The sequence below is a fragment of the Synechococcus sp. TAK9802 genome, assembly GCF_014279535.1.
Lineage (GTDB): Bacteria > Cyanobacteriota > Cyanobacteriia > PCC-6307 > Cyanobiaceae > Parasynechococcus.
Genome location: NZ_CP047937.1, coordinates 1,112,400 through 1,125,368, shown reverse-complemented (window position 1 = coordinate 1,125,368; position 12,969 = coordinate 1,112,400). Strand labels below are relative to the sequence as shown.

18 protein-coding genes and 1 tRNA gene are annotated in these 12,969 nt (G+C 59.0%); 9 read left to right on the top strand and 10 right to left on the bottom strand.

Going from position 1 to position 12,969, the window contains the following annotated elements:
• Position 1: 1 nt before the first annotated feature.
• Both SynTAK9802_RS06545 and SynTAK9802_RS06540 read right to left on the bottom strand, forming a co-directional pair.
• Positions 2-280 carry a hypothetical protein gene (locus SynTAK9802_RS06545; protein ID WP_114989086.1) on the bottom strand — a complete coding sequence of 93 codons (279 nt, stop codon included), beginning with the start codon at positions 278-280 and terminating at the stop codon, positions 2-4.
• 36 nt (positions 281-316) lie between these two features.
• Entirely contained in the window at positions 317-922 is a 606-nt protein-coding gene (locus SynTAK9802_RS06540) for a uracil phosphoribosyltransferase (RefSeq protein WP_186495487.1), read from the bottom strand.
• Between the two features lie 73 nt (positions 923-995).
• Between SynTAK9802_RS06540 and SynTAK9802_RS06535 the strand changes: the two genes are divergently transcribed.
• Together SynTAK9802_RS06535 and cobW are read left to right on the top strand one after the other, a co-directional pair.
• Positions 996-1,487: a pentapeptide repeat-containing protein gene (locus SynTAK9802_RS06535; RefSeq protein ID WP_255487702.1), complete on the top strand. Its 492-nt coding sequence runs from the start codon at positions 996-998 to the stop codon at positions 1,485-1,487.
• A gap of 5 nt (positions 1,488-1,492) precedes the next feature.
• Positions 1,493-2,608, top strand: a complete 1,116-nt coding sequence (cobW, locus tag SynTAK9802_RS06530; RefSeq protein WP_186495485.1) for a cobalamin biosynthesis protein CobW — start codon at positions 1,493-1,495, stop codon at positions 2,606-2,608.
• Here cobW and SynTAK9802_RS06525 read toward each other — a convergent pair.
• Positions 2,545-3,411, bottom strand: coding sequence for an EamA family transporter (locus SynTAK9802_RS06525; protein WP_186495484.1), 867 nt, complete (start codon positions 3,409-3,411; stop codon positions 2,545-2,547). The two genes, cobW and SynTAK9802_RS06525, sit on opposite strands and share 64 nt — an antisense overlap.
• Before the next feature lie 62 nt (positions 3,412-3,473).
• Between SynTAK9802_RS06525 and SynTAK9802_RS12785 the strand changes: the two genes are divergently transcribed.
• Both SynTAK9802_RS12785 and SynTAK9802_RS06520 read left to right on the top strand, forming a co-directional pair.
• Positions 3,474-3,752, top strand: a complete 279-nt coding sequence (locus SynTAK9802_RS12785; RefSeq protein ID WP_370586349.1) for a hypothetical protein — start codon at positions 3,474-3,476, stop codon at positions 3,750-3,752.
• Positions 3,749-4,594 (top strand): DUF389 domain-containing protein, encoded by an 846-nt coding sequence (locus SynTAK9802_RS06520; protein WP_370586348.1) that lies wholly within the window; start codon positions 3,749-3,751, stop codon positions 4,592-4,594. Before SynTAK9802_RS12785 ends, SynTAK9802_RS06520 begins: the two co-directional genes overlap by 4 nt.
• Positions 4,595-4,628: 34 nt before the next feature.
• Here SynTAK9802_RS06520 and SynTAK9802_RS06515 read toward each other — a convergent pair whose 3' ends face one another.
• Genes SynTAK9802_RS06515 through SynTAK9802_RS06510 form a run of 3 tightly spaced genes read right to left on the bottom strand, consistent with a single transcriptional unit; the run spans position 4,629 to position 6,379 of the window.
• Entirely contained in the window at positions 4,629-5,582 is a 954-nt protein-coding gene (locus tag SynTAK9802_RS06515) for an SDR family NAD(P)-dependent oxidoreductase (RefSeq protein WP_186495483.1), read from the bottom strand.
• The gene (locus SynTAK9802_RS12585; RefSeq protein ID WP_255487901.1) at positions 5,569-5,781 is read right to left on the bottom strand and encodes a hypothetical protein; all 213 of its coding nucleotides are present in this window, start codon (positions 5,779-5,781) and stop codon (positions 5,569-5,571) included. The genes SynTAK9802_RS06515 and SynTAK9802_RS12585 overlap by 14 nt, the downstream gene beginning before the upstream one ends.
• Before the next feature lie 43 nt (positions 5,782-5,824).
• Positions 5,825-6,379 carry an SdiA-regulated domain-containing protein gene (locus SynTAK9802_RS06510; protein WP_255487700.1) on the bottom strand — a complete coding sequence of 185 codons (555 nt, stop codon included), beginning with the start codon at positions 6,377-6,379 and terminating at the stop codon, positions 5,825-5,827.
• Between the two features lie 86 nt (positions 6,380-6,465).
• Here SynTAK9802_RS06510 and SynTAK9802_RS06505 point away from each other — a divergent pair, with 86 nt between their 5' ends.
• From SynTAK9802_RS06505 to SynTAK9802_RS06490, 4 genes are all read left to right on the top strand, one after another.
• Complete coding sequence (locus tag SynTAK9802_RS06505; RefSeq protein WP_244272220.1) at positions 6,466-7,008, top strand: TIGR00730 family Rossman fold protein; 543 nt, start codon at positions 6,466-6,468, stop codon at positions 7,006-7,008.
• Positions 7,008-7,703: an SDR family NAD(P)-dependent oxidoreductase gene (locus tag SynTAK9802_RS06500; protein ID WP_186495482.1), complete on the top strand. Its 696-nt coding sequence runs from the start codon at positions 7,008-7,010 to the stop codon at positions 7,701-7,703. The genes SynTAK9802_RS06505 and SynTAK9802_RS06500 overlap by 1 nt, the downstream gene beginning before the upstream one ends.
• 69 nt (positions 7,704-7,772) lie before the next feature.
• Positions 7,773-8,060, top strand: a complete 288-nt coding sequence (locus SynTAK9802_RS06495) for a hypothetical protein (protein WP_186498062.1) — start codon at positions 7,773-7,775, stop codon at positions 8,058-8,060.
• Positions 8,061-8,230: 170 nt separating this feature from the next.
• Complete coding sequence (locus tag SynTAK9802_RS06490; RefSeq protein ID WP_186495481.1) at positions 8,231-8,452, top strand: hypothetical protein; 222 nt, start codon at positions 8,231-8,233, stop codon at positions 8,450-8,452.
• 55 nt (positions 8,453-8,507) lie between these two features.
• Here the strand turns inward: SynTAK9802_RS06490 and SynTAK9802_RS06485 are convergent, their stop codons facing one another.
• Together SynTAK9802_RS06485 and SynTAK9802_RS06480 are read right to left on the bottom strand one after the other, a co-directional pair.
• Complete coding sequence (locus tag SynTAK9802_RS06485; RefSeq protein ID WP_370586347.1) at positions 8,508-8,924, bottom strand: hypothetical protein; 417 nt, start codon at positions 8,922-8,924, stop codon at positions 8,508-8,510.
• A 2-nt stretch (positions 8,925-8,926) separates the two neighbouring features.
• Positions 8,927-9,163, bottom strand: a complete 237-nt coding sequence (locus SynTAK9802_RS06480; protein WP_006850194.1) for a hypothetical protein — start codon at positions 9,161-9,163, stop codon at positions 8,927-8,929.
• A gap of 282 nt (positions 9,164-9,445) precedes the next feature.
• Between SynTAK9802_RS06480 and SynTAK9802_RS06475 the strand changes: the two genes are divergently transcribed.
• Positions 9,446-9,922, top strand: coding sequence for a hypothetical protein (locus SynTAK9802_RS06475; protein WP_186495479.1), 477 nt, complete (start codon positions 9,446-9,448; stop codon positions 9,920-9,922).
• 430 nt (positions 9,923-10,352) lie between these two features.
• Here SynTAK9802_RS06475 and SynTAK9802_RS06470 read toward each other — a convergent pair.
• Positions 10,353-10,439 (bottom strand) — tRNA-Ser (locus tag SynTAK9802_RS06470).
• 58 nt (positions 10,440-10,497) lie between these two features.
• Positions 10,498-12,828, bottom strand: a complete 2,331-nt coding sequence (gene nrdJ, locus SynTAK9802_RS06465) for a ribonucleoside-triphosphate reductase, adenosylcobalamin-dependent (protein ID WP_186495478.1) — start codon at positions 12,826-12,828, stop codon at positions 10,498-10,500.
• Positions 12,829-12,969 lie beyond the last annotated feature (141 nt).

Here is a 12,969-nt window from a genome sequence, read left to right as displayed (position 1 = left end):
CTCATCCTTCGCTACCGAGTCCCTCGAGTTGGGCGCGAACGCGGGCGATCTCTGCGTTGAGTTTTTCCACCCGCTCCTCGAGGTGTCCGTTGCCTGCGCTGTCCAGCACTTCGGAACCGTCCTGCATCCGCGGTGCGTGCAACATCGACTTCTGCGCGCCGTATCGCCTGCGCCTGTCGGCTTCGTTGAGGAGCCACCAGGCCAGGCCTGCAGCACCGAGCACTGCTCCGGTGACCAGAGTTGCCAGGGTGCCTGAGCCCGTGTCGTGCTGCTGGGCCATGGGTGCGTTCAACCTGCCTGAAGGTTAGTCATGCCCTCAAGATCTGAGGTTCAGCCGTCGCACAGGGTCACCGATTCCCGGACGAATCTCACCCTGCTCCCCCACGCCTTCGTCAATGCAGGCGGTGTGCAGCGTTAGGTCTGGAATCGCTTCACCCAACAGCTTCAGTCCAGGACTGGCGCACAGGGCAGTGATCAGCCGCAGCCGCCGTCCATCCACGCCCTTGCTCTGGAGCTCCTGCAGAAGTTTCAGGGTGGCCTCACCATCACTGATCTGATCCACGAACAGAATCACCCCGGCGTTGGCTTCGATCTCCTGTGGGCATGACCCCAGGCAGAGGGAGGAATCGGGAAGGACGGATCGTCCTCCCTGCCAAAGCTCGAGGCCTGTTGGCAGCACTGGAATGGCGATCAGCGGTACCGATGCTTCAACGAGGGTGCCTTCGGTGTCCCCATGGAGTCCGGGCACCGTCTCCCGGCGATGGGGCAGCCAGTCCCGCAGGGCTTCGTAGGTGAGCCATCGGCCCAGTTCCTGCAGGGCTGTGGCGTAGAGGGCCGCAGGGGTTTCCCGATGCCGAAGCATGGTCAGCCAATGGCCGATCAGGGGATGGGGTGGAACCACCACCCGCAAGCTCATGGCCATATCGACTCGCTCCGCGGACAGTTGCCATAACGTGATTGCTCAAATTACCGGTCTCATGGACGCCCTTCGACGTATGGCCTCGCTGCTGGCGGTGATCACGCTGGCGTTCAGCACAGTTGTTTGGGCTGAATCAGTGCAGGCCATCACCGCTCCCGAGCTGCGTGGTCAGTTCGCGGTTCAGGAGATCAGCGCCGATATGCACGGTCTTGACCTCAAGGAAGAAGAGTTCCTCAAGGCCGATTTGCGCGAGGTGAATCTCAGCGGTACAGACCTGCGCGGCGCTGTGATCAACACCTCGCAACTGCAGGGGGCCGATCTCCGCGATGCCGATCTCTCCGATGTTGTGGGCTTTGCCAGCCACTTCGAGCGCGCCGATCTCCGGGGGGCCAACTTCACCAACGCGATGATGATGCAGAGCTGTTTCACGGACGCGCAGATCGACGGTGCTGATTTCACCAACGCCGTGATCGACCTCCCCCAACAGCGGGCCCTCTGTGCTCGGGCGGATGGATCCAATCCGATCAGTGGTGTCTCCACCCGTGAGAGCCTGGGCTGCCGCCCCTAATCGTCATGGCTAAGCGTCTGCCGGTGACCGTGATCACCGGATTTCTTGGGGCCGGCAAGACCACGGTGCTCCGCCATCTGCTCACCCGTGGCGGTCAACGATTGGCCGTGATGGTCAACGAATTTGGCAGCGTTGGGCTTGATGGTGATCTGATTCGCAGCTGCGGCTTTTGTCCTGAGGAGGAGGTGGATGGCCGTTTGGTCGAGCTGAACAACGGCTGCCTCTGCTGCACGGTGCAGGACGACTTCCTGCCGACCATGGAGACGTTGCTGGAACGGGCGGATCAATTGGATGGGATCGTTGTTGAAACCAGCGGTCTCGCTTTGCCAAGGCCTCTGCTTCAGGCCCTGGATTGGCCGGCCATTCGCAGCCGTGTGCATGTGAATGGTGTGGTGACGCTGGTGGATGGCGAAGCTTTGGCTGCAGGCAGCCCAGTGGCTGATGCTGAAGCGCTGGAGCGGCAACGGGCCGAGGATCCCAGCCTCGATCACCTCACAGCGATCGACGACTTGTTTGAGGATCAACTCCAGGCCGCTGACCTGGTCTTGATCAGCCGGGCTGATTGCCTGGATGCATCAGCGATGGCTGAGGTGCAGGGGCGGATCAAAGACAAAGTGCGCCCAGGTACCGCTCTGCTTCCTGTGTCTCAGGGACAGGTGGAGACATCCGTTGTGTTGGGCCTTGAGCGCCAGCCCACCCCCCAGGAAGCCCACACCCACCACGACAACCACCACGACAACCACGACCACGACCATCACGACCACAGCCATGTCGACATGGTCGGCAGCAATGTTCGTATTGAAGGGGCCTTGGACCGTCAGGCCCTCGAGCAGCTGTTGCCCAGCCTCGTGAGCAATCACCAGGTGGTTCGACTCAAGGGGCGTGTCTGGCTGCCCAGCAAAACGCTTCCGCTTCAGATCCAGATGGTGGGTCCGCGGTTGAACAGCTGGTTTGAAGCAGCTCCCAGCCATGCCTGGCGTCCCGATCAGGGCTGTGGTGCTGATCTGGTGGTGCTGGCTTTGAACGAGGCTGCAGCTCCGGCCCTGGAATCCGGCCTTCAGAGGCTGGTGCAGGCCACACCGGCCAAGGCCAGCCCCGCGGCAGCCACGCCGGAGAGCTGAATCGGGTCTCCTTCCATTCGGCCCACAAAAAGAGCCATCACTGGTGCTGTGGCCATCAGGGTCACCCCTTCTCCAACGGGCATCGTTTGCAGCACCACCTGTTGCAACAGGATTCCCCCGTTGGTTCCGACCATGGTGGCGATCACAAGCTTCCATTGCTCCCGTTGCTTCAGCTTGGTCTGTCTCCAGATCCCTTTGAGGAAGGGAAGAAGACCAAGCCATCCGCCCAGCAGCCGGATCGATGCCGTCTGCAATGGGGTGAGGTCGCTGCTGATCAGCACGTGACGGGCCAGAAAGGCTCCGCTCAGGCCACAGATCACGGCGGTGAGTGCCAACAGCAGCCCGATGCCGAAGTCAGCAGCGCTGTCCCCCCGCCCCCCTTGGCTCGTCTCTTTCGCCTGCATGGCAATGAGAACCACAGCGCTTGAAACCAAAAGTGCGCCGAGACCGTTCTTCACGGCCAGGCTGTCCCCCATCACCAGAACTCCAGCGATGCTGGCCAGCACCGGACCGCTGGCTTCCACGGTGAGGGTTCGTCGGGTGCCGAGTCGCCGCAACGCCCCGAGATAGAAGCTGTCTCCGGCCGCAATGCCGATCAAGCCGCTGATCAACAGCAGCAGAACAGCATGCACCTCGGTGTTGTGCGGAAGTGTGAGCAGAACCGGCAGAAACAGCAGGCTGGCCAAGCCGTTCTTCATGGCGTTGAGCCGGATCGCCGTGACTCGCCCTGATAGCGATCGCCAGAGTGCACTGGCTCCCGTCCAGGCCATGGCTGCTCCAAGGGCCGCCAATACACCCGTCATGGTCTGGTGTAGATCGTTGTGCAGTCTGCTGTGCAGTCGAGAACTCTGGGCACAATTCAGGAATGCGAGGCCTGGAGACGTGCACGGTGCTGGGGCAATTGCTGGAGACCCTGTCGGGGCATTGGGCGGTTCATCTTGAAAGTCGTGTTCCTCGCACGGAGCTTTATGAAGCGCGGATCGCTTCATCCAAGCCATCGCTTGGTTTTTTCATTCTTCTGATCAGCTCTGCGGTGATCGCCAGCCTCGGGCTGATCTCCAACAGCACGGCGGTTGTGATCGGGGCCATGATCGTCGCTCCGCTGATGGACCCATCCTCAGCCTGGCTTTTGGCTTGGCCGTGAGCGATGGGAGATTGATCCGACGTTCCGCCGTCACCATTGGCTTCGGCGTTCTGGCGGTGATTGGAACCGCGGCGTTAATCAGTTTGGGACTGGGCATCAGCCATGTGCAGTCGGAGATCACCGGCCGCACGTCTACCAACCTGATCGATCTGGGCATCGCTATCGCGGCGGCCATTGCCGGGTCGTTCTCGATGACCCGCAAGCAATTGTCGAATTCGATTGCAGGGGTGGCGATTGCTGTCGCCCTTGTGCCACCACTCTGTGTAAGCGGCATTGGCCTCACGCTCGGCTCGGAAATGGTTGCTGTGTTTGGCCGTGGAACGGTGGCGGGTCTCACCAACCAGATCGCGGAGGGATCGTTTCTGCTTTTTCTGGCGAACCTGATCGGCATCACCGTCACCAGCCTTGTGGTGTTCTTGCTGCAGCGTTACGGCTCATTCCGCAGCTGTTGGCGCAATCTTCTGGTCTGGTTGGGATTGCTCGGGCTGTTGAGCCTGCCCTTGTCATCGGCATTGCATGACTTCAGTGTGCGGCAGCAGATGGATGCGGAATTTGGTCGCTTCAAAGCAGGACAACTCAAACGTGTAGCCCTCGCGCGAGGCAACCAGAGGTTGTGGTCAAAAATTCGTCTGATGTACAGCAGCGTGAGTGTTGTTAACAACGAGACAAGGCTGGATATTGTGCTCAATGCCCCCGAAGACATCTTGGATCAATCCTTTATGAACGATGTCAATCAGCAGATGTTGAAACGAGCCAAGGACTTCGGCTTGGATGATCTGGATGTCAACATCAGTGTGATTCCCAACCGTGTGTACAAGTTTGATAATCAATCAATGAACTAACGCAATGGATGCTGGTTTGTGAACGGTTTGGCGATCAGCGGGATGGCGTCAAAAAAGAGTTGATCAGCTTGTTCGACAACATCCAGAGCATCGTCGCTGTGTCGCTGTTCTTCGCTTCTTCGGAGGGTTCCGTTGGTTTGAATTGATGCCGTCCAGGGCCCAACAGGGCATTGCTCCAGTAGCTGAATCCCGGTTGATCAAGTTGTTCATCGATGAGCTGCACCAGCAGTGCCCCTGCCCGCTCAACGCTTTCCGTCAATCGCAAAAGATCCCGAGCGACCAACCCAAACAAGGCCTGCCCAAGTGGATTGGCTTGGCGACTGTTTCTGAAAAACCCCTCTGACGTGCGGGGAATCACCAGCCCTGGACTCCAGGCCACGACTGGTATGTCCGGACGCTGCTGGTGGATCTGCAGGGCCATCAGCAGATTGCAGAGCTTGCTGTCTTTGTAGGCCTTGTCTGCATTGAACGGACTTTCTCCATCAACCATCGGCGCCCCGGGGCCCTGGCGCAGTCCCTGTTGCGAGCCCAGCCCTGCAGGCTGGCCAACCCGTCCTCCGCCGGTGGCTGGATTGTGCACCTCAGAGGCGGTGATCACGATGGCTTGGGTTTGCTCCTTCAATCCTTCCGCCAGAAGTTGATGGGCCAGGTGGTTCACCGCAAAGGTGAGTTCAATGCCCTGTGCACTCCAACGGGGGGAGCTGTGGCCGGCGTATTGCAACCCGGCATTGAGCACCAGTGCATCGAATGGCATCTCGTGATGGCGGAGTTGTTCGATCGCCTCGGCCACAGATGCAAGGTCCGCCAGATCGGCAATACACGTTTCCACGGAATCCGACAAAGCCGTGCGGATTCGCTCGGCCCGTTCTGCATTGCGGCAAACAACGGTGAGTGCATCTCCACGGGCCAGCAGGATTTTTGCCGCTTCAAGGCCAATGCCGCTGCTAGCACCGGTGATCAGAACGCGGCGCTGTTCAGCAGTCGTCATGGAGTTTGAACACGTAGAGATCAGCGTCCCGATCGCTCACCACGTACATCCTTTTCCGCCCGGGATCGATGGCAACACCCTCCGGTTTGCGGATCCGTTTTGGCTTGTCTCCCGTGCTGATGTTGAGATCGAGGCGTTGGAGAACAGTGTCGCCTGCCCAGTCGTACTGGAACAGGCACCGCCCCTTGTCGCTGACGATCCAGAGGGTGTCGCTGCTGCTGTCGTAGCTCAGGCCCGAGAAATCAAGCTTCTCGGCCTACAGTTCGGGATGCATGATCCCTTGGCTGGCTTGCAGCACTCGTGTGGAGAGGATTGTGGTGAGTATGGAATCCAGTTCGATCAGCAAACCGGGCTGGCGCTCTTTCACCACAACCACATGGTTGTTTCTGGTGTTCACAGTGATGCCCCAATCCGTTGTTGTCCGGAGGGTCTGGGAAGTGGTGCGCGACAGTGTCGTAGTTGGTCATGGCTGACAGCGGGCGCCGATACCGTTCGCGCCGGCTGCTCAGATCCACCACCACCACAGAATTGCTCCGCTCCTGCACCACGAGCAGCTCGCTGTCATTTCCACGGAGTGCAATGCCTTCCAAGTCGTCGAGGCCGATGAAGAACGAGTCGCTCACCGACACCCTGCCTTTGAGATCCAGACGAAAAATCGCCTTGGTGTCATCACTGACGGTGTACAGCGCTGATCCATCCGCGTTCAGCGTCAGTCCGGATGGTTCATTCAGGCCGAGGCCTGGGTCTCGAATCCTGTGACGGCTCAGCAGCTCAAGGCGCATCGAGGTCATCCTCATCGGGACCCGTTCCTGGTGATTCTCGAGGCTTGGCTCGTTTTTGCCAGCCATCGCAGGTGAGGATGAATGGATCACGGCCAGGCGCCATGAATCGAATCGCTGTGTATTGCGGCTCCTCGAGCGGCGACTCGAGCCTTTTCAAGCTTGCTGCCACTGAGCTGGGTGCACTGATCGCCACCCAGGACATGGCCCTGGTTTACGGCGGCGCTCGCATTGGTTTGATGGGCGCTGTTGCTGATGCCGCTTTGGCGGCTGGAGGGGAGGTGATTGGGGTGATCCCCGAGGCGTTAACGCAAGATGAAGTGGTGCACTCCGGTTTGACCCATCTCGAGGTTGTGGGATCGATGCACGAGCGCAAAGCGCGAATGCTCGATCTGGCCGATGCAGCCGTTGCCATGCCCGGAGGCCTGGGAACCCTCGACGAGTTGTTTGAGGCCTTGACCTGGGCTCAGCTTCGTTTTCATGCCAAGCCGATCGGCATGCTCAATATCGATGGCTACTTCGATGCGTTGCTGAGCTTTTTGGATCAAAGCGTTTCGACGGGCTTTCTCTCGCAGCGAAATCGCCAGCTCCTCCTGGATGCAACAACGCCAGAATTGCTGATCGATCGACTCCTCAACGCGTCCTGATGCAACGCACGGTTTTGCTTACCGGAGCCAGTCGTGGCATCGGATGTTCCATTGCCAGACGGTTGCTTAAGGATGGTCACCGCCTCAGCCTTGGTCTGCGGGATCCGCAGGCTCTAAGGGGAACAGACTTGGACGTTGAGACGGTGTTGCATCACGCCTACGACGCCAACGATCCAGCCAGTGTTGAAGCCTGGGTTGACAGCACCGTTCGTCACTGGGGTGCCATCGACACCGTAATCCACTGCGCGGGGATTTTGTATCGAACCCCGTTGTTGTTTGCGGATGGCGAAGAGCAGCAGCTTGATGAACTGTGGGCAATCAACGTGAAGGGGCCCTGGTGGCTGACCCGTGCGGCCTGGCCGTATCTGGCGACCAGTGGCCATGGACGAATCCAGGTGCTGGTGTCGATGAGTGGCAAACGCGTCAAAGGTCGAATGGCGGGTTATCCCGTGAGCAAATTCGCCTTGATGGGGCTCTGTCAGAGCATGCGCAATGAAGGGTGGGACAAGGGGATTCGGGTGACCGCTATCTGTCCCAGTTGGGTCAACACCGATATGGCTCGTGCGGTGACGGCCGTTGAACCTGCCGCGATGACCCAACCCGAAGATCTTGCGTCTCTCTCGAGCAGCCTGTTGTCGATCCCCAACGCCGCCGTTCCGTTCGAGTTGGCGATGAATTGCTCGCTCGAAACCTGAATCTTCCGGTGAGGACGATGTCGCCCTCAGATGGTGTCGCTATGGATGACCCAGCGTCCCTGCCTTGCGATGTGTCTTCTGGCGGCGATTGGCCTGCTGGCTCCACGCCTGGTTTTGGTGTTGATGTGGTTGATGAACAGCAGTTTCGTGCTGCAGCCCTTCAGTGGCACCAGTGTTCCCAACCCGTTGCTTCCCATCCTGGGTCTGTTGTTTCTCCCCACCACAACCCTCGGCTATTGCTGGGCTGCGGCCTCGTTCGGGGGCGTGTCGTCGTTCAGTGGCCTGTTGGTGGTGTTGATCGGTTTGATCATCGACTTCGGGCTGATCGGTAATGGCCTTGGTGCTGTTCGTCGTTGAAGATCATCCCCGTGGAAAACTGCGCCATCTGCCAGCTGCATCTCGATCCCACCGCGCAAGAGCGGTACGAGATTCAGCGCTCTGAACTCTGGATTTTGCGGCATCATCCGGACCCAGCACCCCTACCAGGTTGGCTTCTCTTGGATTCACGAAGGCACTGTTCCGGCCCCGTGGAATTCACGGCGGCCGAGGCTTCTGATTGGGGGTGCGCTGTTCGCGATGCCAGTGATCTCGTGAAACAGATCAGCGGATGCGAGCGCGTGTATGCCATTGCCTTTGGTGAGGGAGCCCAGCACCTTCATCTCCATCTCATCCCACGCCATCTGAATGAACCGGCCTCCAAAGCGTGGGCGGTTGCCGACTTGTACCGGGACATGGATCGCGGCGATTGAGCCCCCGCTGATCCTGCCGTTGTGGCGGCGATGGTGCAACGCTGTCGATCGTTGATCAGCGCCCCGGGTTGAAGCGTTTGCGCGTCTTGGTGCCGTTGGCGTTTTGCTTGAGATTGCCCAAGGGCCAGCCCAGGTGCCTGAGATGGCTCACTGTGTTCGTCGATGCGCTGAAGCAGTTTTCGCTGTAGCTGCTGGCGATACCGATCTCTTTGAGGGTGAGTAACAGTAACCTCTGCTCTCGGCGTGTACCCCGACGGCTCGCGAGAAGCACGAAGTCGCGTTCGCGAAGCTGTTCACCGATCGCATCGATGTTCTCGGAGTACCCCAAGGCGAGGGTTTGATCAATAGCGCGATAGGCGGTGTAGATCCGCCCCTCAGGATTGTTCTCGAGGGTTTGTACCCTTTCGCTCAGGGCAATCACGGCGTCCATCACCGGAGCCTGAAGCGCTTGTTCGATCTGATCAAGCTGCACGATCACAACCCTCCCACAGCCAAACGTTCATCACAGGCAGCCTCATAGGCGCGGATGGCTGCGCTGGGAATGGAGCCATTGCTCTTGAGTTGGCGCACCGACAGCTCCACGCACTGAAGTACAACGCTGGTCAGCTCACGTCCTTCACACAGGGCCCAGCCGCGAAGAAGCACATGAAGGCTCGGTGGAACGGAGACCGTGAGCTTCACCTGGGTCTCTCGGGTGGAGGTTTTGATCATGACCCGTCTGCTGCCGGAGCATCCCAAGGGTAGCTCAAGAGATGCTGCTTAGCAACTTGTGAGTATCCGATGGGTGTCTTTAGGGTTGCTTCGGGGTTGCTCCTCGGTATAGCTAGGCCCTGTGGCGTGACCGCCAGGGTGCTGCTCGCATAGCTGATTCATGGGCCACCACTTTGAGGCGTCAGGCCTGAATCATCTGGCTGCAATTGTTGTGCCTCTATGTCGTCATTCAGCCCGGTCTGGGCTGCCATCTTTTCTTATCCCAGTGATTCCAGTTGTCGATTGTTGATCACCCAGGCGAAGTTTTTTATCCAAAATCTGCATATCCATGGATATGATGTTGGCGTGGATTCTTGGGAGCGAATGGGCGCAATTTCGGTTCAGGCTGACAAGGTCGTCAACGTCAGAATGTCTGAAACGGAGCACACTCTGTTGAAGGCCTATTGCGCTTCGTTGAACCGGAGCATGCAAGACGTGCTTCGTGATTTCGCGTTAATGCAAATCCAGAAGCAACGCTTTTGTTGCCGCCTTGTGCGCTCTTTGATGGATGAGCATGGGATCGAACAAGACCCCAGAGCTCGTAAGCCTTGTTTTGGCTACGCCTGTTATTACTGCCGCCATGCAGAGTCCTGCATGGCTGGTGAAACTGATTTGCTTTATATCCCCCGCCAGGAGATCCGTGAATTGGTTGCTGAGGAATCGGCTTATATCTTCGACTTTGATGGCAGCAGCATTGAGGCTCCCTCCCAGATGGGCTGATCCGATTTCAATTGTTCAGTCACTTCACCTATCGACGCACGAGCCTTAACGTCAAGAGTTCGATCGAGGCCGTCTAGGCAGGAATCACATTGAGTCTTGGGCGCAATTTGTGGATGTCCAGAAATCTGAGCACAACCCCTTCAAAGATGCGGACGATTCGGCTCATAGTAATTCCGCCAAGTCGCTAATCGGGCTTGGAAGCCGGACAGAGCGATGTTCGACGCCTTGGTGTTTGACTCCTGCTTCGGCAGGGGTCAAATCCATTTGTTTCTTAAGAAACCTGGTGATGAATCGATCTGCAGTGATTGGCCCGTCAAGGTATCGACGTGGTCGAATCGCTCCGGTGGTGCATCACCGTCGGCCACACAACATTTCCTGATTCATTTCAAGACAAACGATCGTCTAGATCATTGGTTCAGGTCGTTCAAAACGGAGAGGGTGGGATTCGAACCCACGGTGCCCGTGAAGACACGCTGGTTTTCAAGACCAGAGCCATAAACCACTCGACCACCTCTCCAGAGGGTGTCAGGTGCCCCGCAGGGCACCTGACAACTGTATCGGGACGTGCTCCCAGTTCAGTTCTCCGGCTTGGCCAGAGGCAGCAGACACTTATCGGAATCACATCCGGCCGGGCCCGCTTCGGTCAGCTCGCCCTGGTCGTAACGCTGCAGTGCTTCGAAGAAATCACTGCTGACGCGACGCTTCACCACAGCCGATTGCAGCTCCTCGTAGGTTGCTGCATCAATCGGCTCAAAGGGCAGGCGGGGGAAGGTGGCATTCGCATCGAAGCGGGCCAGAAGTGCTGCTGAGATGTAGCCCTCGCCCTTCTCCATGGCTTGATGCAGAGCATCAGCCAAGGGTTCGATTTCGTGCTCGCGGAATTCGATGGTGGCGGAGGTGTTGTGGGCGGTGTAATGCCGCTGCACCTGCATGTAGAAATCGAATTGCGCCATGGCACTGAAGCCGTTGATGTCAACGGCATCAGCACCGGGCAGGTTGGCCCAGCTCACCTCGGTGGGAATCTCCACCAGCCATTCGGTGCAGCGGGGATCGAAGGGGTCATTCAGCAGACGGCCTTCCTCATCCTTGTCGGACTGGGAGGGAACGATGGTGTAGCCGTAGTCCATGCAGGCCATGGCCACGGGGTCGTTCTTGCGGAAGGTGATCCGACGGATGAAGCGCTGAGCTTTGGGCGGATGCCAGCCGGGGGCAGCACCGGTGAGCAAGCTCTTGGTGCCAGCAGGCTGCACGGTTGTGCAGCGGTTGGGACGACGAAGGCCATGACGGTCGCAGTAGTCCCAGACCGTTTGATTGACGATCTCCTTCCAACGGCTCAGGTAAGCGGCTTCCTGCTCCTTGAAGCGCAGACCCTCCTCGGTATCAGGCCGGCCAGCCTCCCACCAGCTCAGCCATTCCGTGCCGAAGGCATGGACGAAGAAATCGAACAGACCGGTGAAGCTGACGCCAACGATCGGGTCCCATTCACGGCTCTGGCGGTAGCGCTCCACCTCAAAACGATGGTTGAGCAGACAAGCAACTGACAGAGCGCCTGCACGGAAGGCATCGGCCTGTCCTTCCTCGTCGCTGGGGTCGATCTGGTTGAGGTGCACCTCGGCCAGATTGCAGTGGAAATCGGCGCCCAGGATCTCTCCGCAGGGATTCAATCCGTAACGGCTGAGGCGGTGCTCAAGCTCGTCGGCGCCGATGGGGCCATGGTTGTCGGACAGCCAACGCCCCGCTTCCTCACGACCCTGGTCGCAGTAGATCTCAATGAATTCCGTTCGCAGCTCAGGGGTGGTGAGCAGATCGGCATTGGAGCGAGCGATCGCTTCGGGAGCGAACTGGATCGCACCTTCGCCGGAGTGGAACTGCTTGGTCACCGCTGCATGCACCACGTCCTTGCTGGGACGGGTGTGATACACGCGGGTGTGGTTGGCCATCCGCAGCGCATCACGCTCGGGGTCGATCCTCCAGTTGCCCTCCTCGTCTTGCTGCCAGAGGTTGTCCTTGGAGGACGCAGCCGCTTGATCGTCCGAAGCAAACTGGCGCATGCCGGCGCTGCGGCGGATGTTTCCAGCCACGATCGTGACGGCGGCTTCGTCGATCAACAGGCAGCACTCGACTGAGGTGAGCCGACGACCCTGGGCCTTGTTCAGCAGCCGAGCAACGCGCCCGTAGAGATCCTTCAGCTTGACGGGGTTGGCCATGCCGCCGAAACCCTTCAGCGTTTCCCCAACAGGCCGCACATCGCTGAGGTCCACCTCGATCTGAATCGGACCTCCGTTGAACCGTTCATCGCTGCTGAGCTCGAGCATCAGCTGGTAGCTGTCCACCCAGCCGCGACGGGTGTCACCCACCTTGATGGTCACCTTGTTGCCATCAATGCTGTGGGTGCAGTCGTCCTGGCGCTCAGCGGCAGGAGTGATGCCGATTTCGCTGACGCTTAGAACTTCAAAGCTGTTGCGCACCACCGGAAGCCGGTCGATCAGGTGCGGCTCGATGATGGCGCCGGTGCCACAGCCCATCATCGCCAGGTCCATCATCAGACCAAAGGCTTGCCAATCCACCAGGTTGGTGGATGTGCAGTTGTAGGAACCCGAGAAGTTTTCGGGCTGCTCGATCCAGCGGGTGCCACCGATCCAGAGCCAGCGGCCGGAGGGAAGAGCTTTTTTCTCGGCCTGCATGCGAGCCAGCAGGGCAACTTCCGCATCGTTGAGGTTGCCCAATTGACGCAGGCCTTCCAGGTTTCGCGCGCCCACCTGACTCCAGCTCTCACGGCCGCTGGGGGTTTTGCGGCTGTAGGTGCGATAGAAGACCGGATTGGCAGCAGGAGCGGTTGCGGGGAAGTCGCCGAACCCGGCGACAGCTCCCGCAGAAGTCTCCACACGATTTGGAGTGAGGGTCACGTGCGGTGCTGGGGCGAAGGACAAGTATCGAAACCCTAACGCCACAGATGGGGGTAGCAAGGTCTCTTTACCACCATCAACAGTGTCCCGTTCAAACTAAGCTCGGAATCGGCAGCAAATGATGCAGCGGCGGCTGGAGCC

Coding starts and splice junctions, on each gene's coding strand:
- SynTAK9802_RS06545 (WP_114989086.1), bottom strand. CDS start 280: ATGGCCCAGCAGCACGACACGGGCTCAGGCACCCTGGCAACTCTGGTC.
- SynTAK9802_RS06540 (WP_186495487.1), bottom strand. CDS start 922: ATGGCCATGAGCTTGCGGGTGGTGGTTCCACCCCATCCCCTGATCGGC.
- SynTAK9802_RS06535 (WP_255487702.1), top strand. CDS start 996: ATGGCCTCGCTGCTGGCGGTGATCACGCTGGCGTTCAGCACAGTTGTT.
- cobW (WP_186495485.1), top strand. CDS start 1,493: ATGGCTAAGCGTCTGCCGGTGACCGTGATCACCGGATTTCTTGGGGCC.
- SynTAK9802_RS06525 (WP_186495484.1), bottom strand. CDS start 3,411: ATGACGGGTGTATTGGCGGCCCTTGGAGCAGCCATGGCCTGGACGGGA.
- SynTAK9802_RS12785 (WP_370586349.1), top strand. CDS start 3,474: ATGCGAGGCCTGGAGACGTGCACGGTGCTGGGGCAATTGCTGGAGACC.
- SynTAK9802_RS06515 (WP_186495483.1), bottom strand. CDS start 5,582: ATGACGACTGCTGAACAGCGCCGCGTTCTGATCACCGGTGCTAGCAGC.
- SynTAK9802_RS06510 (WP_255487700.1), bottom strand. CDS start 6,379: ATGAGGATGACCTCGATGCGCCTTGAGCTGCTGAGCCGTCACAGGATT.
- SynTAK9802_RS06505 (WP_244272220.1), top strand. CDS start 6,466: ATGAATCGAATCGCTGTGTATTGCGGCTCCTCGAGCGGCGACTCGAGC.
- SynTAK9802_RS06500 (WP_186495482.1), top strand. CDS start 7,008: ATGCAACGCACGGTTTTGCTTACCGGAGCCAGTCGTGGCATCGGATGT.
- SynTAK9802_RS06495 (WP_186498062.1), top strand. CDS start 7,773: ATGTGTCTTCTGGCGGCGATTGGCCTGCTGGCTCCACGCCTGGTTTTG.
- SynTAK9802_RS06480 (WP_006850194.1), bottom strand. CDS start 9,163: ATGATCAAAACCTCCACCCGAGAGACCCAGGTGAAGCTCACGGTCTCC.